The sequence below is a fragment of the Tsukamurella sp. II2bb genome, from assembly GCF_057815145.1.
The window spans coordinates 102,683-124,319 of sequence record NZ_JBYPZI010000010.1 but is presented as its reverse complement, the minus strand read 5'-3'; the positions used below and the strand labels follow the sequence as shown (position 1 = coordinate 124,319).

Annotated in this window: 22 protein-coding genes and 1 riboswitch; of the genes, 16 read left to right on the top strand and 6 right to left on the bottom strand. The window is 71.7% G+C overall.

Annotated elements, in window-relative coordinates:
* Window positions 1-198 precede the first annotated feature (198 nt).
* Genes AC21LY_RS20340 through AC21LY_RS20320 form a run of 5 tightly spaced genes read left to right on the top strand, consistent with a single transcriptional unit; the run spans window position 199 to window position 4,847 of the window.
* Window positions 199-792: a hypothetical protein gene (locus AC21LY_RS20340; RefSeq protein ID WP_489048381.1), complete on the top strand. Its 594-nt coding sequence runs from the start codon at window positions 199-201 to the stop codon at window positions 790-792.
* Window positions 762-1,751 (top strand): hypothetical protein, encoded by a 990-nt coding sequence (locus AC21LY_RS20335; protein ID WP_489048380.1) that lies wholly within the window; start codon window positions 762-764, stop codon window positions 1,749-1,751. The genes AC21LY_RS20340 and AC21LY_RS20335 overlap by 31 nt, the downstream gene beginning before the upstream one ends.
* On the top strand, window positions 1,748-2,608 hold the full coding sequence (locus tag AC21LY_RS20330) for a hypothetical protein (RefSeq protein WP_489048379.1): 861 nt from the start codon (window positions 1,748-1,750) through the stop codon (window positions 2,606-2,608). The genes AC21LY_RS20335 and AC21LY_RS20330 overlap by 4 nt, the downstream gene beginning before the upstream one ends.
* Window positions 2,605-3,375 carry a hypothetical protein gene (locus AC21LY_RS20325; RefSeq protein ID WP_489048378.1) on the top strand — a complete coding sequence of 257 codons (771 nt, stop codon included), beginning with the start codon at window positions 2,605-2,607 and terminating at the stop codon, window positions 3,373-3,375. The genes AC21LY_RS20330 and AC21LY_RS20325 overlap by 4 nt, the downstream gene beginning before the upstream one ends.
* Entirely contained in the window at window positions 3,372-4,847 is a 1,476-nt protein-coding gene (locus AC21LY_RS20320) for an ABC transporter ATP-binding protein (RefSeq protein WP_489048377.1), read from the top strand. The genes AC21LY_RS20325 and AC21LY_RS20320 overlap by 4 nt, the downstream gene beginning before the upstream one ends.
* Window positions 4,848-4,882: 35 nt before the next feature.
* On the opposite strand, the gene AC21LY_RS20315 is transcribed toward AC21LY_RS20320, so the two are convergent.
* Window positions 4,883-6,235 carry a xylulokinase gene (locus AC21LY_RS20315; protein ID WP_489048376.1) on the bottom strand — a complete coding sequence of 451 codons (1,353 nt, stop codon included), beginning with the start codon at window positions 6,233-6,235 and terminating at the stop codon, window positions 4,883-4,885.
* Window positions 6,236-6,265: 30 nt separating this feature from the next.
* Window positions 6,266-7,207: a sugar-binding transcriptional regulator gene (locus AC21LY_RS20310; protein ID WP_489048375.1), complete on the bottom strand. Its 942-nt coding sequence runs from the start codon at window positions 7,205-7,207 to the stop codon at window positions 6,266-6,268.
* A gap of 138 nt (window positions 7,208-7,345) precedes the next feature.
* On the opposite strand from AC21LY_RS20310, the gene AC21LY_RS20305 reads away from it, so the two are divergent.
* The 11 genes from AC21LY_RS20305 to AC21LY_RS20255 all read left to right on the top strand — a co-directional run bounded on the left by AC21LY_RS20305 (window position 7,346) and on the right by AC21LY_RS20255 (window position 18,447).
* Window positions 7,346-8,884, top strand: coding sequence for a sugar ABC transporter ATP-binding protein (locus AC21LY_RS20305; RefSeq protein ID WP_489048374.1), 1,539 nt, complete (start codon window positions 7,346-7,348; stop codon window positions 8,882-8,884).
* Window positions 8,881-9,867, top strand: coding sequence for an ABC transporter permease (locus tag AC21LY_RS20300; RefSeq protein WP_489048373.1), 987 nt, complete (start codon window positions 8,881-8,883; stop codon window positions 9,865-9,867). The genes AC21LY_RS20305 and AC21LY_RS20300 overlap by 4 nt, the downstream gene beginning before the upstream one ends.
* A 71-nt stretch (window positions 9,868-9,938) precedes the next feature.
* Window positions 9,939-11,006: a substrate-binding domain-containing protein gene (locus tag AC21LY_RS20295; protein ID WP_489048372.1), complete on the top strand. Its 1,068-nt coding sequence runs from the start codon at window positions 9,939-9,941 to the stop codon at window positions 11,004-11,006.
* Window positions 11,007-11,012: 6 nt separating this feature from the next.
* Window positions 11,013-12,719, top strand: a complete 1,707-nt coding sequence (locus AC21LY_RS20290) for a dihydroxyacetone kinase family protein (RefSeq protein WP_489048371.1) — start codon at window positions 11,013-11,015, stop codon at window positions 12,717-12,719.
* A 17-nt stretch (window positions 12,720-12,736) separates the two neighbouring features.
* A complete protein-coding gene (locus AC21LY_RS20285) occupies window positions 12,737-13,198 on the top strand; it encodes a ribose-5-phosphate isomerase (RefSeq protein WP_489048370.1) in 462 nt (153 codons plus the stop codon).
* 5 nt (window positions 13,199-13,203) lie between these two features.
* Complete coding sequence (locus AC21LY_RS20280; RefSeq protein ID WP_489048369.1) at window positions 13,204-13,953, top strand: GolD/DthD family dehydrogenase; 750 nt, start codon at window positions 13,204-13,206, stop codon at window positions 13,951-13,953.
* 176 nt (window positions 13,954-14,129) lie between these two features.
* Complete coding sequence (locus AC21LY_RS20275) at window positions 14,130-14,345, top strand: helix-turn-helix transcriptional regulator (RefSeq protein WP_489048368.1); 216 nt, start codon at window positions 14,130-14,132, stop codon at window positions 14,343-14,345.
* Complete coding sequence (locus AC21LY_RS20270) at window positions 14,342-15,553, top strand: type II toxin-antitoxin system HipA family toxin (protein ID WP_489048367.1); 1,212 nt, start codon at window positions 14,342-14,344, stop codon at window positions 15,551-15,553. The genes AC21LY_RS20275 and AC21LY_RS20270 overlap by 4 nt, the downstream gene beginning before the upstream one ends.
* 10 nt (window positions 15,554-15,563) lie before the next feature.
* Window positions 15,564-15,674, top strand: a riboswitch (cobalamin riboswitch).
* 42 nt (window positions 15,675-15,716) lie between these two features.
* Window positions 15,717-16,697 (top strand): ABC transporter substrate-binding protein, encoded by a 981-nt coding sequence (locus tag AC21LY_RS20265; protein WP_489048366.1) that lies wholly within the window; start codon window positions 15,717-15,719, stop codon window positions 16,695-16,697.
* Entirely contained in the window at window positions 16,694-17,422 is a 729-nt protein-coding gene (locus AC21LY_RS20260) for a (2Fe-2S) ferredoxin domain-containing protein (RefSeq protein ID WP_489048365.1), read from the top strand. The genes AC21LY_RS20265 and AC21LY_RS20260 overlap by 4 nt, the downstream gene beginning before the upstream one ends.
* 5 nt (window positions 17,423-17,427) lie before the next feature.
* The gene (locus AC21LY_RS20255; RefSeq protein ID WP_489048364.1) at window positions 17,428-18,447 is read left to right on the top strand and encodes an LLM class flavin-dependent oxidoreductase; all 1,020 of its coding nucleotides are present in this window, start codon (window positions 17,428-17,430) and stop codon (window positions 18,445-18,447) included.
* Between the two features lie 3 nt (window positions 18,448-18,450).
* On the opposite strand, the gene AC21LY_RS20250 is transcribed toward AC21LY_RS20255, so the two are convergent.
* From AC21LY_RS20250 to ureG, 4 genes are read right to left on the bottom strand one after another with little or no spacing between them, the layout of a single operon-like run.
* Complete coding sequence (locus tag AC21LY_RS20250) at window positions 18,451-19,032, bottom strand: GNAT family N-acetyltransferase (protein ID WP_489048363.1); 582 nt, start codon at window positions 19,030-19,032, stop codon at window positions 18,451-18,453.
* A 15-nt stretch (window positions 19,033-19,047) separates the two neighbouring features.
* Window positions 19,048-20,178: a Nickel transporter NicT gene (nicT, locus tag AC21LY_RS20245; protein ID WP_489048362.1), complete on the bottom strand. Its 1,131-nt coding sequence runs from the start codon at window positions 20,176-20,178 to the stop codon at window positions 19,048-19,050.
* 11 nt (window positions 20,179-20,189) lie between these two features.
* Window positions 20,190-21,026, bottom strand: coding sequence for an urease accessory protein UreD (locus AC21LY_RS20240; RefSeq protein ID WP_489048361.1), 837 nt, complete (start codon window positions 21,024-21,026; stop codon window positions 20,190-20,192).
* The gene (gene ureG, locus AC21LY_RS20235; protein ID WP_489048360.1) at window positions 21,023-21,634 is read right to left on the bottom strand and encodes an urease accessory protein UreG; all 612 of its coding nucleotides are present in this window, start codon (window positions 21,632-21,634) and stop codon (window positions 21,023-21,025) included. Before ureG ends, AC21LY_RS20240 begins: the two co-directional genes overlap by 4 nt.
* Window positions 21,635-21,637: the final 3 nt, after the last annotated feature.

The window sequence follows — 21,637 nt, the reverse complement described above, 5'->3', positions numbered from 1 at the left end:
CCCCTCCCGCCGCCCGCGCCACGCACGATCCGCACCGCCGCGCCGCGCGATCCGCACCCCGGAACCGTCGCCGCCGCCTGCGATCGAGATCACGGATCCCGGATCGCGCTGATCCGAACTCTTCGCGGGGCAAAGGACCGCAACTAGCGTTCTCGTTCCATCGGGTTCCTCCATCACCATCGAAAGCGAGATCGCCCCATGCGCACTCTTCCCCGCCGGACCTTCGTCGCCGCGGTGGCAGCGACCGCGGCCGCAGCTGCCGGAGTCGTCGCCGCGCCCGCGGCGCACGCCGACACCCTGACCGGCACGTTCTCGATCGACTCCGGCTCGTACTTCCGGATGATCCTCCCAAGCGGCTCCGCGTCGGGCCCGTTCCTCGCGAACGGCAACTCGCCCAACGCCGACAAGACGATCACGCCGCTGTCCGGATCGCTGACCTCGGGCTCGTACCAGGGACAGGTCACATCGGCGCGCACCTTCTTCGGCTCCGACTTCGTGACCTCGACCAAGGCCGTCGACCCGCAGACCGGCTCGGCGACCGCCGTCCCCACGATCACCCGCACCGGCTCCTCGTTGTCGGGCGACCTCTCCGCGTTCGGCGTCGCCTGGAACGGCCAGGTCTTCAACCAGGGCGCGCCCAAGCCCGGCGGCGGCCTCCCTGGCAAGACCAGCCGCATCACGGGCTCGATCGACGGTTCCACCTACACCCTCACCTGGACCAGTCAGATCGTCGGCGGCCCGTTCAACAACTTCACCGGCCTGTGGCATCTCACCGGTACGTACAGCAAGTAGCGACGGGCACGCTGCTCGGCGACGTCCCCCGGCTGCGCGCCGTGGCGCCGACCCGCACGGCGGAGACGGCGTCCCCGCGCCGCCCACCCGCGTGGCTCCTGCTCGTCGCCGGGCTGGCCCTAGTGCTCGGCTCGGTGGCGGGCGGCCTGCCCACCACGACCGCCGGCGCGACGAAGATGCTCGACGCCTTCGCGCCGCAGCTGACACCCGCCGCCCTGGACCGGCTCGACGGTGACGTCGACGCGATCGCCCGGTTCGGGGACGCCGTTCGGGTGGAGTCCGCGGCGGGGCGGCTGACCGGGGCGCCGCGCACCGCCGGCTACGCGAGCGGCTCGCGCGAGGTCGAGCGCAACGCCCGCGAGCTCCTCACGTCCGCGCGGGCCGCACAGCCCGACGTCGACGCCCTCACCCGCATCCGCGGCCTGCGCACCCTCCCCCAGCTGCTCCTGCTCCTGGGGATCGTGCTGGCGGTCGCGGCGACGGTGCTCCTGCGCTCCCGCTCGGCGCCGACGCGCCGGTGGGCGGCCACCGCCGCGGCGCTGTGCGCGGTGGTCCTGCTCGTGCATCCGTTCGCCTCCGGGCTCGTCGACGGTGCCCGGGCCGCGGGCCGGGTGATCGACCGGTTCGCGCCGATCATGACCGAGCAGCAGGTGGTGCGCCTGCAGCACGACTTCCTCGCGCTGGTGGGGGCGGTCGGCGAGATCGACCGCGGCACCGGGGTGCGCCGCACGCCGGAGATCCGCGCCTTCACCGCCTCCTGGCAGACGGTCTCCTCCGACCTCGCCTCACTCACCGGCACCATCAACGACAACCTCCCCGACTACCGGCGCCTGGCCTCGACCAATGCCGCCGTTCCGACACCCGGCGGGACCTTCGCGGTCCTGCCGTGGGCGGAGCTCGCCCTCGGCGTCGTCGTGGCGGGCGCGCTGGTCGGGACCCGACGAAAGGCCCTGCCGTGACGCCCCACCCGACCACCCGCCCCGTCGCCCGGCGGCCGCTCTCCCTTGCGCTGGTGGCCCTGGTCGCGGCGACATCCGCGGCCTGCGGCACGCCGGCACCGGCGCAGCCGGACGGTCCCGAGCCCCTCGTCGGGCTGTTCCGGTTCACCCCCGGCGGTTTCGCCGACGGGAAGCCGACCGGCACCTACTTCCGGATGGCGATCGTCGGCGGCACGGCCGACGGGCCGTTCGTGAACAACGCCAACTCGCCGATCGACGAGGGCCGCGTGACCGCCCTGCGCCCCGGCACCGCCGGCGGCCTGCGCACCGGGGCCTACCAGTCCGAGGCGAAACCCGGTTTCCGCAATGGCGATTCGCTGTCCGGGTCGGTGATCGCGCCGACGAAGTTCTTCGACGTGCTGTTCGGCATCTCCACGAACGCCGTGGACCCGCAGACCCGCGCCGCCCTGCCCGCACCCTCGGTCACGCGGACCGGGACGCGGTTGACCGCGGACGTCTCGGCGTGGGCGGCGTCCTGGAACAACCAGGAGTTCAACCAGGGCGCGCCGAAACCCGTGCCGCGCACCGACGCCGCAGCGGCGGGCCAGGAGCAGGTGGCGAGGGCCTGGGACGTGGTCTCGCAGCGCTGGCTCGCCCAGCCCGCCGCGGCGAAATCCACCGGTCCCGCCGCGACCGGCACCTTCGATCCCGCGACCCGGCACTTCACGCTCGACTGGACCAGCCACATCCAGGGCGGGCCGTTCAACGACTTCACCGGCGTCTGGCACCTCGAAGGCGTCTTCGAACCCGGCCTCCCGCCCACCGGATCCGGGCAGCCCGATCCGTCCCGTTCCTCCGCACCGAAGAAGGCACCATGACCCGCATCCCGCCCGCGCTCGCCCGTGCCGCCGTCGCCGCCGTCCTCGCGGTGACGGTTCCCGCCGCGACGAGCGCCACCGCCGCGCCGACCCCCTCGCCGCGTCCGACCCCGGTGCCGGGAACCACCGCACCGGCGACCACCACGCCGGTGCCGAGCATCGCCGCGCCCGCGAAAGCCACGACCTCCGCTCCCACCGGCGCCCCGGGCGTGAACCCGGCCGACATCCAGTGCCCGCTCGGCTGGCCCAAGCCCCGGGAGAAGGGCGGGTTGGCCTCGCTCATCCTGCTCGCGCCCGCCGCCGGGGCGTTCACCGACGAGGCCTTCGCGGCCGGTCAGGCCTACGACCCGGTGCTCAGCCTGTTCGGCCCCTTCCTGGCCGCGATCAAGCCCGTCATCGAGCGGTCGCAGCCCGCACTCGCGGGCCCCGTCGGCGCTCTCAACGCCGCGGAGCAGGCCGTCTACGACGCGATCAAGCCCCTGTACGCGCAGTACCGGCCGAAGGTGATCGAGGCGCTGACCCAAGCCGGTGACGACGCCGCGCCCGCCCTCCAGAAGGTGGCCGCGAGCCCCGCCGGCGCGTGCCTCGTGGCCTGGGAGGATCAGGTGCTCATCGGTCTGCAGACCGGCAGGTGGTCGGCCATCGCGACCGGCGGGCTCGCCGCACTCGCGGACCTCGCCGCCGGCGGCAGGGGCACCGGCGCGGTGCAGCCGACGACCGCGCGTCCGGCCAAGCCCGGGCCGGCCGTCGCAGCGAAGCCGCGGTGATCGAACTCTCCGGGGTCAGCGTCCACTACGGCCCGACGGTGGCCGTCGAGGACCTGTCCTTCACCGCACCGTCGGGCCTGGTCACGGGACTGATCGGCCCGAACGGCGCCGGGAAGTCGACCACGCTGCGGCTGATCGCCGGGCTGGAGCGCCCGTCGGCCGGGACGGTCACCGTCGACGGCCGACGGTACGCCGACCTCCCCAACCCCGGCCGGACGGTCGGGGTCCTCCTCGACGCCGGCTGGGCGTCACCGACACGGACCGCCCGGGAGCACCTGCGGTGGATGGCCGCCGCGATCGGCCTCCCGGACGGGCGCGTCGACGGTGCGCTGGAGCTGGTCGGCCTGCAGGAGGTGGCCGACCGGCCCGTCGGTGGATTCTCGCTCGGCATGCGGCAGCGCCTCGCGATCGCGGGCGCGGTGCTCGGCGACCCGCCGGTCATCGTGCTCGACGAGCCCGTCAACGGTCTCGACCCGGAGGCCATCGCGTGGATCCGCCGCACGCTGCGCGCCCTCGCCGACGAGGGACGGACGGTGCTGCTGTCCTCGCACCTGCTCGGCGAGTTGGAGCAGACCGCCGACCGGATCGTCCTGCTGCACGAGGGCCGCGTGGTCGTGGACGCGCCGCTCGACGCCCTCGTCGACACGGCCCCGCCGGGCCGGTCCGGGCTCGAGGAGCTCTACTTCCGGTGCACGGGCGTCGACGGTGCCGGTCCCCCTCCGCTCGCCACGGCGCTCGCTCCGCCGCCCGGCGCCGTCCGGCGTTCCGTGGCCGCGGAAGCCCGGAAGGCACTGACCTCCCGCGGTGTCCGCGCGGCGCTCGGCGGCGCTATCGCCGTGGCCGCGGTGGTCACCGTGGTGGTCGGCGTCTTCGCGCCGGTCTTCCACCGGCCGACGGTGACGACCGCCGCCTACGGCTTCGGCCTGGTCGGCGGCGCCCTCGTCGCCGTGGCCGGAGCGCTGCTGATCGGTCTCGATCGCGAGCACGGCACGCTGGCGCTGACGCGCATGCTGCTCCCGCGGCGCATGCTCGGATACGGTGCGAAGACCCTGGTCGCAGGGGCGGCGGGCGGTGCGGCCGGCCTGCTGAGCGCGACCCTGGCGACCGGCGCCGCACTGGTCACCGGGTTGCCCGCCCCCGGCACCGAGGTGGTGCATCTCCTGGTGCGCGCGCCGATCGCGGGCGCACTGCTGGCCGTTCTCGGCCTCGCGGTCGGCCACCTCGTCCCGTCGAGCACGGCGGCGGTCGGCGCCGTGCTCGGCTGGTGGTTCCTGGTGGAGGCGATCGCCGTGCCGGCGCTGCCCTTCGGGCGGGCGCTGGCGGTGTGGCTGCCGGCCACCAGTGCGCAGTTCGCGACGATCGGCGTCCCGGCACGGACCGCGACGTGGTCGCCGTGGCTCGCCCTGGTCGTGCTCGCCGGGTGGGCGGTCGCGCTCAGCGCGATCGCCGCGGTCCGGGAGCTGCGGTCCTGACGCTCGGACCGACGTTCCGTGAGGGCGGCGCGTCCTCACCGCGAGGGCTGCGCCGCCCGCCGGCGGCGGCGGACCTCCGCCATCCATTTCTCCTCCGGCGCAGGGGCGAACGTCCGCCCGCTCGTCGCCGGGGCCCACCCGGGCAGCTCGCCGGTCAGGGTCCACGCGGCCTGCCGGGCGGCGCCGAGCGCGGCGTACTCGCTCGTCGGCGGTCGGACGACGACGCGGCGGGTCAGGTCCGCGACCGCCTGGCACACCGAATCGGAGCGGCTCCCGCCGCCCACGGCGATCACCCGGCCGACGTCGACGCCGCACTGGCCGAAGCGGTCGAGGAACTGCGCCGCGGTATCGGCCAGTGCGAGAACCGCCGCGCGGGCGAGATTGCGGGGCACCATGTTCCGCCTGGTCATCCCCACCAGCGCGCCCGCTTCCGACGCCCCGCCCCGCTCCCCGTCGAGCGTGGCGAGAAAGGTCAGTCCGTCGGCGTCGGGCCGCCCGGAGCGGGCGAGCACGGACAGCTCGCGCAGGCCCACCCCGAGCAGCTTCGCGGTGGCCACGAGAGTCCTCGCCCCGTTCAGGGACACCGCCAGCGGCCGGTGGAAGGCGTCCGCCGCAAGCATGTCGTCGATCTCGCCGGAGGGGTCGGCCACGGATCCGGGCGTCGCCACGGACACCGTCAGCGATGTCCCGATGGACAGCACCGCATCGCCCCGGCCCGCCCCCAGAGCCAGTGCCGCGGCGGGATTGTCGCCGCAGCCGGGGCCGATCACCGCCCCGCCCGGCGTTCGCCCCACCCGTTCCGCAGTGCCCGCGACGCGCGGCAGCGCGACGTCCCGGCCCAGGGCCGAGCCGAGAGCCTCCCCGTTCCAGTCCCCCGCGGCGAGGGAGAAGTATCCGGTCGCGGACGCATCGGAGCGGTCAGTGACCAGCTCACCGCGACCGCCGAGGTGCCAGGTGAGGTAGTCGTGGGGCATCGATACAGTAGCGACGGCGGCGGCCGCCGCCGGTTCGCTCTCGCTGAGCCACCGCAGCTTCGCCACCGGATGCGTCGCCGCCGGCAGGAGGCCGACCTCCCCGAGCCACCACCCGTCCCCGCGTTCGGCACGAAGGCGCCTCGCGGCGTCGGCGGCGCGCAGGTCGTTCCACAGGACCGCGTCGCGCACCGGCTCGTGCGCCGCGTCGAGGAAGACCGCGCCGTGCTGTTGCGCGGCCACCGAAACGGCGGCGATATCGGTGCGTAGCGCCGCACCGGTCGCGTCGAGCGCCTCGGCCCACCGCCGGGGATCGATCTCGGTGCCGTCCGGATGCGGGACGGACACGCTGTCGACGACGGTGCCCGTCCCCGCCTCCACGACGACGAGCTTGCACTGCTGCGTGGACGAATCCACGCCGGCTACGAGGGCTCCTACGGCCACCGGTCAGGCCGCCAGCAATCGCTCAACGGTGCCGGTGTCGGTCACGAGCCCGGTGAGTAGCCCCGCCGTCAGGACCGCCCGGATCGCCCTCGTCTTGCTCGCCCCGCCGGCGACGGCGATGCGGGTCTCGATGGACCTGAGCTGCTGCTCGGAGATGGCGATGGTGCGGTCGTCGATGTCGTGGATCACCTGGCCCGCGTCGGTGACGAGCGTCGCGGCGGTCTCCGCGACCACGCCCCGTGCGAGGAGGGCCTCCTTGTCGCGCGGGGTCAGCGCGCGGTTGTCGCACATCATCGAGTCCTGCGGGACCCAGGAGCCGATGGCCATCACGGCCACCGAGACCCGCGGGAAACGCGAGAAGGTCTGTCGCACATCCGGTTGGCGCAGGACGCCGGCCGCGGCCTGCCGATCGCTCATCACCAGCGACGAGTAGATCGGCCACGGGCGGACGGACTCGAGCGTGCTGAGCCTGCGCATCACCTCGAGCCCGGTGTGCTGGATCGGGCCCGCGACGCCCGCCAGCTGCACCACCTGGCCGCACGGCAGCGTGGGCAAGGAGCGCGCCATCGCGTTGAGGGTCCGGCCGGACGTGACCCCGAGGACGTCGTCCGCGGTCAAGATCTCCCGCAACAGGTCGGCGGCGGTGTCGCCCAGCGACCGCTGCAGCTCGGCCGGCGCGTCCTCCGAGACGACGACCGCCACCGCGTGGTCGAGCCCGAACCGTTCCTTGAGCCGCATCGACGCGTCGAGGCTGATCCGGGAGGGACTGGCGATCTGGAAGGTCACGATGCCAGTGCGGATCGCCTCGTCGAGCAGGCGCCCCACCTTGAACCTGCTCAGCCGCATGCTCTCGGCGATCTCGATGCGCGTACGGCCGCGGATGTAGTGCTCGGTCGCGACGTGCGCGAGCTGCAACATCCGGCTGGGCCCGGGTTCCTCGTCCATCCGATCCCCTCTCCGTGCACATCTGAGCACAGAACGTCCGCCACATCAAGGCGTGCTCATCAGAGCATGCTGATTGCACGATTGAGTACGCGGGCTCTAACGTGACCCGCATCTCATCCCCACGTCGAGGAGTAGCGGATGGCGCAGGATTCACAGGGCGGCAGCGCGATCAGCTGCACGGGCATCCACATGTCGTTCGGCGGGATCCCGGTGCTCAAGGGCGCCGACGTCCGCCTGTACCCCGGTACCGTCACCGCGCTCGCCGGCGAGAACGGCGCCGGCAAGTCGACCCTGATGAAGATAGCGTCGGGCCAGTACCGCCCCGACCAGGGGACGGTGGAGGTGGACGGTGTCCGCCTGCCCCACGGCGACACCCGCGCCGCGACCGAGCACGGCGTCGCGATCGTGCCCCAGGAGCTGGCCTCGATCGACGACCTCACGGTCTACGAGAACCTCTACGTCGGCGTCGAGCACAAGACCCGGTTCGGCACCCTCGACCGGCGTTCGATGATCGCGGCGGCCCGGGAGCAACTGGAGTCGTTCGGTCTGGACGTCTCCCCGACCACCCGCATGGGCTCGCTCCCGGTGGGCATCCGCCAGATCGTGGAGATCATCAAGGCGACCGGCCGCGGTGCGCGGGTGCTCCTCCTCGACGAGCCCACCAGCGCGATCGCACGCCGCGAGGTCGCGCGGCTGGTCGAGGTCGTCGAGAACCTCCGCGACTCGGGCGTGGCGATCATGTTCACGACCCACAAGATGGAGGAGATCCGCGCGATGGCGGACCGCGTCGTCGTCCTCCGGGACGGGGTCCTGATCACCGACAGCGCGCTCGAGGACATCACCGACGACGAGATCGTGACCGCGATGATCGGCCGCGAACTGGAGAACCTCTTCCCCGATCTTCCGGACGCCGGCGACGAACCCGTCCTCGAGGTCGACGGTGTGGTGACCACCCCCGGCGCCGACCCGATCACGTTCACCGTGCACCGCGGCGAGATCGTCGGGCTCGCCGGGCTCGTCGGCGCCGGCCGCACGGAGCTGATCGAGTGCATCTACGGGATCCGCAACCCGGTGGCGGGGACCGTCCGCGTCGGCGGCCGGGAACTGCGGGCGGGCGATCCGGTCCGGTCCATCGAGGGCGGCGTCGCCATCGTTCCGGAGGACCGGAAGGGCGCGGGGGCCGTACTCACCCTCTCGATCCTGGACAACGCGGTCCTCCCCCGGCTGAGCAGGTTCAGCCGGCTCGGCGTCGTCGCGCGCCGCTCCGCCCGGCGGGAGGTGACCACCGTGATGGAGTCGATGCGACTGAAGAGCGCGGGCCTGCAACAGCACCTCGGGGAGCTCTCCGGCGGGAACCAGCAGAAGGTCGTGCTGGGACGGTGGCTCACCGACAAGGTCGAGGCCCTGCTGCTCGACGAGCCCACCCGTGGCGTCGACGTCGGTGCCCGCAACGAGATCTACCGGAACATCACGGACCTCTCATCGGCCGGCATGGCGGTCGTCATGGCCTCGTCCGACATGCCCGAAGTCCTCAGCCTCTCGCACCGCGTCCTGGTGATGCGCGAGGGATCGGTGGTCACCGAACTAGGCCGCGAGCGGCTGTCCGACCCCGACATCCAGGACGTCATCTTCCGTCACGCCGCTGGCCACTCGCAGAACAAGGAGAACCGTTCATGACCTCCGTCACCGCACCACCGAAGCAGACGCCCGGTGCGGCCCTCGTCGCCACCCGGAACTGGCTCTCCAGCCACATCATGGTCGTGGTCATGGTGCTGATCGTCGCCTACTTCGCCTATCGCAGCGCGCGATTCGCCACCATCGACAACGCGGGCAGCATCCTCATCGCCGCCGCGCCGTTCGCCCTGATCGCGCTGGGCCAGACCCTGGTCATCCTCACGGGCGGCATCGACCTCTCCGTCGGCAGCGTCATCGCCGCGAGCGCCATGGCGAGCGCGTACACCGCCAAGAACATCTCCGCGAACCCGCTCGTCGTCCTCGGCGCGGCGGTCCTGACGGGCCTCGTCGCCGGCGGGATCAACGGCTTCGCAGTGAGCCGCTTGAACGTTCCCCCGTTCATCGCCACCCTCGGCATGCTCACCTTCGCGTCCGGCATCGCCTACGTCATCGGTGACGGCGCGCCGATCAACGGCCTGCCCGACTCGTTCGGCGACTTCGCCAACACCAAGATCCTCGGCATCACGATCCCGGTGCTGCTCATGCTGGTGGCTCTCGCGGTCTTCGCCTTCGTCATGCACCGCACCAGCTACGGCCTGCGGATCTACGCCGTGGGCGGGAACCCGCTGGCGGCCAAGATCGCCGGTGTCCGCACCAAGGGCGTGCTGTTCTCGGTGTACCTGATCTCGGGTCTCCTGGCCGGGCTCTCCGGTCTGCTCCTCGCCTCCCGCGTGATCACCGGCGCCCCGAACCTCGGTCAGGGGTACGAGCTCGACGCGATCGCCGCAGTGGTGATCGGCGGCGCCTCCCTCATGGGTGGCCGCGGCACGATCTGGGGCACCGCCATCGGCCTGCTGCTCATCCAGACCATCAACAACGGACTCGACCTGCTCCTCGTGCCGTCGTTCTGGCAGAACGTGATCAAGGGCGTGATCATCGTCGCCGCCGTCGCCCTCGACATCTGGGCCAACAAGCGAAAGCAGTGAGCGGCGCCCCGCCGGGCCCGCCGCCCGCTCGGATCGACGACGAATCCCCCTCCCGCACAGAAGGAATCCTCATGCCCCGGTTTCTCACCAGACTCGGCGCCCTCGCCGTGGCGGTGGCGTGCCTGCTGCCCCTGTCCGCATGCGGCATGGGCGATCCGACCCGCAACGCCGTGGGCCCCGACGGCCAGAAGGTCCTCACCGTCGGCGTCACCGTCTACGACATGTCCTCGTTCATCGCGCAGGGCCGCGAGGGCATGCAGACCTACGCGAAGGCCAACGGGATCAGGCTGCACTGGACGTCCGCGAACGGCGACGTCTCCACCCAGGCGAACCAGGTGGAGCAGATGATCAACGCGCGGGTGGACGCGATCATCGTCGTTCCCGTCCAGGCTGATTCGCTCCAACCCCAGGTGAAGCGCGCCCAGGAGAAGGGCATCCCGGTGATCGACGTCAACACCGCCCTCACCGGGTCCCAGCTGGCCGCCAGCGTGCAGCCGGACGACGAGGCGGCGGGCGAGCAGCTCGCCCGGCAGATCGTCGACGCCATCGGCGGGAAGGGCCAGGTGGTGGTCCTGGAGGGCCCGCTGGGCAGTTCGCCGCAGCTCAATCGCGGCAAGGGCATCACGAAGGTCCTGGCCCAGCACCCGGACATCAAGGTGCTTGCGAAGGACACCGCGAACTGGAAGCGCGATCAGGCCGTCAACAAGATGAAGAACTGGATCTCCGCATTCGGTGACCAGATCACCGCCGTGGTCTCGCAGAACGACGACATGGCCCTCGGGGCGCTCCAGGCGCTGCGCGAGGCGGGCAGGACCGGGGTCAAGGTCGCCGGCATCGACGGCATCGAGGACGGCCTCCGCGCGGTCGAGTCGGGCCAGCTGGTCGGCACATCGCTGCAGCACGGCACCGTCGAACTGGCGGCCGGTCTGGCCGTCGCGGCGCGGATCGCCCGCGGCAGGCCCGTCCGCAAGCACCTGACGTACACCATGCCGCCGGTCACGCGGGACACCGTCGGCGCGGTCCTCGGGCACGTGGTGACCGACCGCGACGCCTTCCTCGCCGGACTCCCCGCACTCATCGACAAGAACCTCGAGACGGGCGACATCGCCTACGAGGGCCTCCCCGGACAGCACGAGTAGGACATCATGACGAAGATCTTCAACGACCCCGCCGAGTTCGCGGAGGACCAGCTCGCGGGTTTCGTCGACCTGTATTCGGATCGGCTCTCCGGCGTCGCGGGCGGCGTCGTCGCCCATCGCGGTCCCACGCCCCAGGTGGCCGTGGTGATCGGCGGCGGCTGCGGCCACTACCCCGCGTTCGCGGGCCTGGTCGGTCCCGGTTTCGCCAGCGGCGCCGTGGTGGGGAACGTCTTCACCTCGCCGTCCGCCGCACAGGTCTACTCGGTGGCGAAGGCCGCCGACCAGGGCATGGGCGTGGTCCTCATGTTCGGCAACTACGCCGGCGACGTGATGAACTTCGGGATCGCGGCCGCGCAGCTGCGCCGCGAGGGCATCGACACCCGCATCGTGCTGGTGACCGACGACATCGCCTCGGCCCCCGACCCGGACCTGCGGCGCGGCATCGCCGGCGACTTCACGGTCTTCAAGGTGGCGGGCGCGGCGGCCGCGGCCGGCGCGAGCCTCGATGACGTCGAGCGCGCCGCGCGATCGGCCAACGACCGCACCCGCTCCTACGGAACGGCGTTCTCCGGGTGCACGATGCCGGGCGCCGACACGCCCCTGTTCCGGGTGCCCGACGGCCAGATGGGCGTCGGGCTGGGCATCCACGGCGAGCCCGGCGTGCGGGACGCGCCGCTGGTGGCGGCCGACGAGCTGGCCCGCCTCCTCGTGGACGGCCTCCTCGCCGAGCGGCCCGACGGTGCCTCGGGCCGGGCCGCGGTCATCGTCAACGGCCTGGGCACCACCAAGTACGAAGAGCTCTTCATCCTCTGGAACGCCGTGTCGCGACTGCTCCGCGACGCGGGCGTCACCCCGGTCGGGGTCGAGGTCGGCGAGCTGGTGACCAGCCTCGACATGGGCGGCGTCTCGCTCACGCTGATGTGGCTGGACGAGGAGCTCGAGGAGCTCTGGCAAGCGCCCGCGTACACGCCCGCGTACCGCAAGGACCCGGCCCGGATCGAGGGCCTCACCCCGGCCGAGGCGGGCGCCGAGGCAGATCAGCAGGACGAGAACGAGACCGCTTCGCCGGCCGCGGCGTCGCTCGGCGCAACCGTGCTCGCCGGGCTGCGCACGGTCGCGGCGACCATCGCCGAGCACGAGCAGCGCCTGGGCGACCTGGACGCCATCGCCGGTGACGGTGACCACGGCCGCGGCATGCGGCGCGGCATCGACGCGGCCGTCGCCGCGACGGACGGTCTCGAGGGCGCCGGCCCCGCCCGCATCCTGCGGCGCGCCGGCCGCCAGTGGGCGGCGAAGGCCGGCGGGACGTCCGGAATCCTCTGGGGCGCGGGCCTCGAGGCCGCCGGTGCGTCCCTGTCCGACGGTGCCGAGTCCTTCTCCCCGGCCGACGCCGTCGCCGCGGTGCGGGCCTTCGCCGACGCGATGACCGAGCTCGGCGGTGCCTCCCTCGGCGACAAGACCCTCGTCGACGCGCTCCTGCCGTTCGCCGATGCGCTCGCCGCCGGCGTCGAGGAGGGCGATCCCCTCGCCCGGGCCTGGGCCGAGGCCGCGCGGATCGCGACCGAGGCCGGTGCGGCGACGGCGGCGCTGACGCCGAAGCGGGGGCGCGCCCGGCCGCTGGCCGAGCGCAGCGTCGGCACTCCCGACCCGGGAGCGACCTCCTTCGGGCTGATCGTCACCGCGCTCGGCGACCACACGACTGAAGCATCCTGACCGGAAAGGAACCGAACATGGCAGATCAACCCCTGCGCGTGGTGGTCGGCAGCGACGACGCCGGCTACGACTACAAGGAGATCCTCAAGCAGCTGTTGCAGGACGATCCCCGGGCCGAGGTCGTCGCCGACGTCGGCGTCGACGCCGACGGGCACACCCCCTACCCGCACGTCGCGGTGTCCGCGGCGCGTCAGGTGGCCGACGGTGCCGCCGACCGTGCCCTGCTCGTCTGCGGCACCGGCCTCGGTGTCGCCATCGCCGCCAACAAGGTGCACGGCATCCGCGCCGTCACCGCGCACGACAGTTTCTCCGTCGAACGCAGCGTGCTGTCGAACAACGCCCAGGTCCTCTGCCTGGGGCAGCGGGTCGTGGGCGTCGAACTGGCGAAACGCCTTGTGGGCGAGTGGCTCGACTACCGCTTCGACACCTCGAGCCCGTCCGCCGAGAAGGTCGCCGCGATCTCCGGATACGAGTGCTGATCCCCATGGACGACGCATTCGCATCCAAGGTGGTCGTGGTGACCGGCGCCGCGAGCGGCATCGGCTACACCGTGGCCGACCACTTCGCCGCTCGCGGCGCGCGGGTGGTCGGCGTGGACGTCTCGGACCGCGTCTCGGAGCTGATGGGGGAACTCCCGAGCTCCGATGCCGCGCACCACGGGATCTCCCGCGACCTGCGCGATCCCGCGGCCGCCGCGGCCGTGATCGACGAGGCCGTCGGCGTGGTGGGCAGGCCGGACGTCCTGGTGAACTCGGCGGGCGTCGCCCTGCTCGACCCCGCCGTGGACGTGCCCGCCGATCGCTGGCTCGCCACCATCGAGATCAACCTCAACGCCTCGTTCTTCATGGCGCAGGCCGCGGGCCGGCTGATGGTCGAGGCCGGGTACGGGCGCATCATCAACCTCGCCTCGCAGGCGGCGCTGGTAGGACTCGACCAGCACGTGGCGTACAGCGCCAGCAAGGCGGCGATCCTGGGCATGACGCGGACGCTCTCGCTCGAGTGGGCGCCGCACGGCGTCACCGTGAACGCCGTCTCCCCCACCGTCGTGGAGACGCCCCTGGGCAAGGCCGCGTGGGCGGGCGAGAAGGGCGATCGCGCCCGTAGCGCGATCCCGGTCGGGCGCTTCGCGCTCCCCGGCGAGGTGGCGGACCTCATCGGCTTCCTCGCGTCGGACTCCGCCGCGATGATCACCGGCGAGAACATCGTGATCGACGGCGGCTACACCACCGTGTGACGCGTGCTCCGGGCCCGGGGCGGCGCGGCGATGTCTGGGCTTCTATGCATGAAATCCTACGCATAGAAGCCCGGCGATGCTTGCCCAGCGGCGGTGCGCAGCCCTATGCTCAGTTTTGAACGCATAGGAGCGCCATGCCTCGTCCGCGCCGTACCGAACCGGGAACCCGAGCCGCTATGCCTGAATCTTCAGGCATAGCGGCCGAGCTCGCTGCGCGCCGGGTCGCGCTTGGCCTCACCCAGCAGACCTTGGCCGATCTCGCCGGCGTCTCGCGGTCCACCGTCCAAGCCCTGGAGTACGGCCGCACCTCCGTCTCGCTGTCCGCGTTCCTCGACATCCTGGACGCCCTCGGCCTCGACGTCCGCCTGACCACGACCGGCGCGGACCGATGATCGCGGTCCCGGACCTGCGCGCGATCGATGCCGCGGACGTCTACGTCGACGACACGATCGTCGCGACACTGCGCCGCGATCGTCGCGACCTGGTGACCCTCGCCTACCCCGTGACCGAGCCCGTCGGCCGGTCGGGCGCCATCGCGTGGACACTTCCCCGAACCACCCTGACCTACCGGACGACCGCGGGGACCGTCCCCGCCTTTCTCGCCGGCCTCCTCCCCGAGGGCGTTCGGTTGGGAGTCGTGATGAACGCGGCGAAGACCTCCGCCGACGACCAGTTCACCCTGCTCCTCGCGGTCGGTTCCGACACCATCGGCAACGTCCGGGTCACGCCCTCGGGCACGCCGCCGTCGTCCGTCCAGCCGATGGTCGATCCCGACGATGCCGAGGACCTCCGCGGGGTCTTCGCGACGATGTCGACCTCCTTCGCCGCTGATCCGATCGCGTTGGCGGGCGTCCAGCCCAAGGTGAGTTCGGCGCTGTGGTCGACGCCCGCGAAAACGCGCTCCGGCGCGGCGATCCTCAAGTTGGCTCCGCCGGAACGATTCCCGCGGCTCATCGAGAACGAACACTTCTTCATGTCGATGGCGGCCTCGCTGGGGATTCGCACCGCGCGAACCCGCTTGATCTCGGACGCTCAGGGCACCACGGGCCTCCTCGTCGAGCGCTTCGACCGCTCCGGCGCGACCCGGATCGCCCAGGAGGATGCCTGCCAGGTCATGGACGTCTACCCCGCGTCGAAGTACCGGGTGAAGACGGAATCCGTCCTCGCGCAGCTCGCCGAGACCTGCGAGCGCGGCGGCGGCTCCCGCCCCGCGGCGCTCCTCGAACTCCTGCGGACGGTCGCCTTCTCCTGGTTGATCGGCAACGGGGATCTGCACGGGAAGAACCTGTCCATCCACGCACCGTCGGGTATGTGGCAGCCCACTCCCGCATACGATCTGCTCTGCACCCAGCCGTACCTGCGCTGGCGAGACCCCATGGCGCTCACCTTCTACGGGCGCAACAACCGGCTCACCCGACAACACTTCCTCGACGGTGGTGAACGTCTCGGCCTGCGTCGCCGGGCGGTCGACCGAATGCTCGATGCACTCGTCGCGGGCGCACCGGCGTACATCGACCGATGCGAGGAGATCGGCTTCGACGACAAGACCACGGACCGTCTGGCGCAGTTCCTCCGCGATCGCGTCGACACGCTCACCTGATCCCACCTGATACCGTCACCGTCGAGGCGGTTCTGGGAACCCGGTGGGAATCCGGGACTGGCGCGCAACGGTGTGAGGCACGAGCCTCGAGTCCGATACCGGCCGGCTCGGATGTGTCCACCGCCGACCCCGCGCACGGGAGGCCGACGAATCGAGCCCCACCATGCGGCCCAGTGCCCTCCTCCGGTCCCTCGCCCTGCCGATCGGCGCCACCCTCCTCCTCACCGGCTGTAGCTCGGCACCGTCGGACCCGGCGGCGCCGAGCGCCTCCGGGCACTTCCCCGTCACCGTCACCACCTGTGATTTCGCCTCCGAGGTGAGGGCCGAGCCGCGGCGCATCGTCACCCTGAACCAGGGCGCGACCGAGGTGGCGCTCGCGCTCGGCGCGGCCGGGCGGATGGCGGGCACCGCCTACCTCGACGATGCGGTCGCGCCGCGCTTCCAGGCCGAGTACGCGAAGATCCCGGTGCTGGCCGCGAAGTACCCGACGCAGGAGAAGATGCTCTCGGTACGGCCGGACCTGGTCTACGCCTCGTACAACTCCGCGTTCAGCGAGAAGAACGCCGGCGATCGCGCGAAGCTGCAGGGGCAGGGCATCGCCACCCTGCTCGCCCCTGCGGGCTGCGCGCGCAAGCCCGACCGCGCCTCGTGGGACCTGATCTGGGACGAGCTCACCGCCGCGGGCACGGCCTTCGGGACCGACGCCGCGGCGCGGAAGCTGATCGCGGAGCAGAAGGCGGAACTGCGCAGCCCCATGCTGAAGGACGCGGCCAAGGGGCAACGGATCTTCTGGTGGGACTACGGCAGCGCCAACCTGTTCGTCGGCGCCGGCAAGGGCACCCCGCAGCTGGTGATCGAGTCCGTCGGCGGCGTGAACGTCTTCGCGCACCTGCCCGGTAACTGGGCCGACGTCTCGCTGGAGAACGTGGTCGGTTCGAATCCGGACGTCATCGTGGTCGCGGACGCGATCGGCAATCCCGCGCAGGAGCGGATCGACCAGGCACGCAGGGATCCGGCGCTGAGCCAGCTGCGCGCCGTCCGCGAGAACCGCTTCGTCGTCGTCCCGTTCTCGGAGACCACGTCCGGCGTCCGGCTGCTCGACGGTGCCCGTCGCGTCGCCGACGGCATCCGGTCGCTCCCGTGACGGCGATCCTCGTCGGCATGTCCGCGGGCGTCGCCCCGGACGAGCTCACCGCGCTGGCCCGCGAGGCCGCCGCGGAGCCCGCGTTCCTGCAGGTCCACGACCCCGCGTTGGTCGACGTCCTGACCGCGGTGGCCGACCGCGGCGCCTCGGACGTCCTGCTCATCGGCGCGGGATGGGCGCAGCCCGGCCCGAAGCGGTCCTGGTTGCGCCGGGTCGCCGCGCACTGGCTCCGGGGCTACGACGGTGCGCCGACCATCCGGCTCTCCCCGCAACTGCTCGACGCACCCGACCCTGGCCTGCTCGCCGCCGCGATCGCCGCGGGCGGGCCGCCTATGACGGCGGACGCGGCCCCACTGCACTCAGCGGCGTGGGAGGACGTGCCGCGGCACCGGCATCAGGTGCTGATCTGCCGCGGGCCGCGCTGTTCGGCGCTCGGTGGGTCAGCGCTGGCTGCGGCCTTCGACGCCGAACTGCGACGCGCCGGCCTCGGCGACGACGACGCGCTGGTCACCGTCACCGGCTGCCAGTTCCCCTGCAATCACGCGCCCGTGGTCACCGTGCAGCCCGACGATGCCTGGTACGGGCGGGTCACCGTCGATGACGTCCCAGGCCTCGTCGAATCGCACCTGCTCGGCGACGAGCCCGTCGCCGGCCTCACCCTGCCCCGGCACCGCTCCCCGGCCCTCCGGTCCGCGGAATATTCGGACCGTGGTCCGGAGTTGTAGCGGCCATGAAGAAGATCGGCTTCCTGTCCTTCGGCCACTGGTCGGATTCGCCCGGCTCCCGCACCCGCACCGCGGCCGACGTCCTGCACCAGTCGATCGATCTCGCCGTGGCCGCGGAGGAGGTGGGCGCCGACGGCGCCTACTTCCGCGTGCACCACTTCGCCCGGCAGCTGGGCTCGCCCTTCCCGTTGCTCGCCGCGGTCGGCGCAAGGACCTCGCGGATCGAGATCGGCACCGGCGTCATCGATATGCGGTACGAGAATCCGCTGTACATGGCCGAAGACGCCGGCGCCGCCGACCTCATCGCCGGCGAGCGGCTGCAGCTCGGCGTGAGCCGCGGATCGCCCGAGCAGGTGATCGAGGGCTACAAGTACTTCGGCTACCAGCCGGCCGAGGGTAGGACCGACGCCGAGATGGGCCGCGAGCACACCGAGGTCCTGCTCAAAGTGCTCGAGGGCGGCGGCTTCGCCCAGCCGAACCCGCGCCCGATGTTCCCCAACCCGCCGGGGCTGCTCCGAGTGGAGCCGCACTCCCCGACGCTCCGGAACCGGATCTGGTGGGGCGCCGCGTCCGACGCGACCGCGGAGTGGGCCGCGAAGCTCGGCATGAACCTGATGAGCTCGACGCTCAAGACCGACGAGTCGGGCGAGCCCTTCCACGTGCAGCAGGCGACGCAGATCCGGAAGTTCCGCGAGGCGTGGGCCGAGGCGGGGCACGATCACGCGCCGCGGGTCTCGGTGAGCCGCAGCATCATGCCGATCATCGACGACGAGAGCCGCGCCTACTTCGGCCACGAGCGCTCCGGCGACGACCAGTTCGGTGTCATCGACGACTTCCGCGCCGTCTTCGGCCGCACCTACGCCGGGGAGCCGGACGAACTCGTCGAGCAGCTCCGCGACGACGAGGCCATCGCCGAGGCCGACACCCTGCTGGTGACGGTGCCGAATCAGCTGGGCGTGGAGTACAACACCCGCCTGCTCGAATCCCTGGTCAAAGACGTGGCACCCGCCCTCGGCTGGCGCTGACTGCTACGCGGCGATCCGGTACCGCATCAGCACCCGCGTGAAGCCGTTCAGCACCGACGTGGTGTCCATGACGTACTCGAATCCCGCGCGCTCGAAGAGCGCGCGGGTGCCGACGTAGGCCATCGTCAGGTCGACCTTCGCGCCCCGGTTATCGACGGGGTACGCCTCGATCACGGAGGCACCGTTCGCCCGCGCGAACTCGACGGCGCCGGCGACCAACTCGTGACTGATCCCCTGCTTGCGGTGGCCGGGCCGCACCCGCACGCACCACAGTGACCACGGGTCCTCGTGATCGTCCACCTGTGGGATCCGCCGGTTGGTCGCGAAGCTCGTGTCCGAGCGCGGATGGATCGCCGCCCAGCCGACGGGTTCGGCACCGTCGTAGGCGAGGACGCCGGGCGGCGGATCCTCCGCACACAGCCCCTTGACCCGCTCGAAGCGCTCCGGCCCCCGCAGCGCCTGGTTCTCCTTCGAGCCGATGCGGTAGGAGAGGCAGAAGCAGTTGCTGGAGGTCTGCTTCTTGGGGCCCAGCACCGTCGCCACGTCCTCGAAGACACTCGCCGGCCTGACCTCGATTCCGCTCACCCGAGAGAGGCTAACTCAGCGGGCGGTCCAGCGATCCTCGATCCGGCCGAACCGCCAGATCAATAGCGCCGCAGCCCAGACCGCGACGAACAGCCCGACGATGACGAAGCCCGCGTAGTCCAGGTCGATCGACGCGACCCAGGCGAGCGGCCCGGACTCGACGTGCGCCCGCTCGGCCAACACGCCGAGCAGTTCGACGGTGCCGATCGCCAAGGCGACGGCGACGGAGAGCGAAGTGATGGTGATGTTGTAGTAGACCTTGCGGACCGGCTTGGCGAAGGCCCAGCCGTAGGCGGCGTTCATGAAGACGCCGTCGATGGTGTCCAGCAGCGACATCCCCGCCGCGAACAGCACCGGCAGCACGAGGATGCAGTAGAAGGGCAGGGTGAACGCGGCCATGCCGCCCGCGAGGACGAGCAGGCCCACCTCGGTCGCGGTGTCGAAGCCGAGGCCGAACAGCACCCCGATCGGGTAGATGTGCCAGGGCTTACGGACCGAGCCGGAGACGCCGCGCAGCAGGCGGCTCATGAAGCCGCGCTCGTTCAGCCGGCCCTCGAGCTCCGCCTCGTCGTAGCGCCCGGAGCGCATGTCCCGGAAGACCTTCACGATGCCGATGAGCACCACCAGGTTGATGATGCCGAGGATCCACAGGAAGACCCCGGAGACGGAGGTACCGATGAAGCCGAGCACGGTCTGCATCGTCGAGTTCTCGTCCTCGACGGGGCCGGCGAGGGCACGGACGCCGAACGCGAGCAGCGCTGCAAGACCGAAGACGACGGTCGAGTGCCCGAGCGAGAACCAGAACCCCACCGAGAGCGGCCTACGCGGGTTGCGCTCCCCTGCAGCCATCAGCCCCTCCCGGTCGGCCAGCAGCTTGCGCGTGGTGTTGTCGATCGCGGCGATGTGATCGGCGTCGAAGGCGTGCCGCAGCCCGAAGGTGTAGGCCAACAGGCCGATGCCGATGGTGAACTCGCCGCCGTTGCCGATCCGGTAGTGGCCGGGCGCGATCAGCAGGACGAGGGCGCCGAAACCGATGACGTGCAGCGCGATCACGGTCGCGGACATGCCGAACAGTGATCGCCGGTCTCCGGGCCCGAGGGCGGCCCAGGCCGTGCGCAGACGGTGCGCGTTGCTCGCGTCGGTCATGGATTCCACCCTCAGTACTTTCGCAGGTTCATGGGCGCCTGTCCCGTCCACCGGGAACGGAGCAGCGCGGTGATCGTGTCGAGCAGGCCCGCCAGCTCGGCCGTGTCGTCACCGAGGCAGCGCAGGACGAATCCCGGCCCGGCGAGTGCGGTCAGCCCACTTCGGACGGTGCCGGCGGTCTCGGTCAGCGCGTGCACCTCGTCGAGCAGTGCCTCGTCGATCCGCGGGTCGACGGCGGTGAGCGAACCGACGTGCGTGTGCCCGTCGAGGAAGCCGATGCCGGACGGATCCGCCCTGCCCGGCTCGATGAGCAGGTTGTCGACGGCGAGCAGCGCACCGCCGCGGTGGATCTCGGTGCGCATCCGCAACTCGTCGTAGCGGAATCGCGCCCCGTCGGGCGACCAGCCGGGGGTGACGATCTCGGCGAGAACGAGCGACGCCGATTCGTCCAGATCGACGGTGCAGGTCTGCCGGTAGGTGGCCTCGCGGTAGAGGATCAGCGCATCGGGCACGTACTCGAGGACGGCACCGGCGCCGAGACGAATCCGCATGTGCTGCGCGGCGGCGCCGTCGGGCGTCCGGTAGACCTTCGTCGCCGACTGCGTCGTCACCAGCACGTGGGCGCCGGCCTCCAGGTCGATGTCGATGGCGTACGTGTCGCCGCGCAGGCACCCTCCTCCGGGGTTGACCACGTGGTAGGTGACCTGGCCGGAGTCGTCGAGGTACATCGGCCGCAGGGTCTGCAGCGTGCCCGCGTGCCGCTGGGCCACGGCGACGGTGCGCCGACCTCGCGGCGCGAGGGTCAGGGCGAGTTCGCCGGTGAGCGCGGGCTCGATGGCACCGTTCACGCGAGGTCGAGCATGAGGACGTCGCGCCGGATCCACTCGAGCACGCCGTCCAGGCCCTCATCGGTCTTGAGGTTCGTCATGCAGAACGGCTTCTCACCGCGGAAGACCTTCGAATCCGCGGCCATCACGGACAGGTCGGCACCCACATACGGCGCGAGGTCGGTCTTGTTGATCACGAACAGGTCCGACTTGATCATGCCCTGGCCGGCTTTGCGCGGGATCTCCTCACCCTGCGCCACGTCGATGAGATAGATCGAGAAGTCCACCAGTTCGGGGCTGAAGGTCGCCGAGAGGTTGTCGCCGCCGCTCTCGATGAAGACGATCTGCAGGTCGGGGTGCAGGGCGACGAGCCGCGCGACGGCGGCCTCGTTCATCGACGTGTCCTCGCGGATGGCGGTGTGCGGGCAGCCGCCGGTCTCGATCCCGACGATGCGGTCGCCGGGCAGGACGCTGTTGCGCGCCAGGATCTTCGCGTCCTCGGTGGTGTAGATGTCGTTGGTGATCGCGGCCATCGACACCTCGTCGGCGAGGTGCCGGGTGATCCGCTCCACCAGCTGCGTCTTGCCCGCCCCGACGGGGCCGCCGACGCCGATCCGGATCGTGGTCATGGG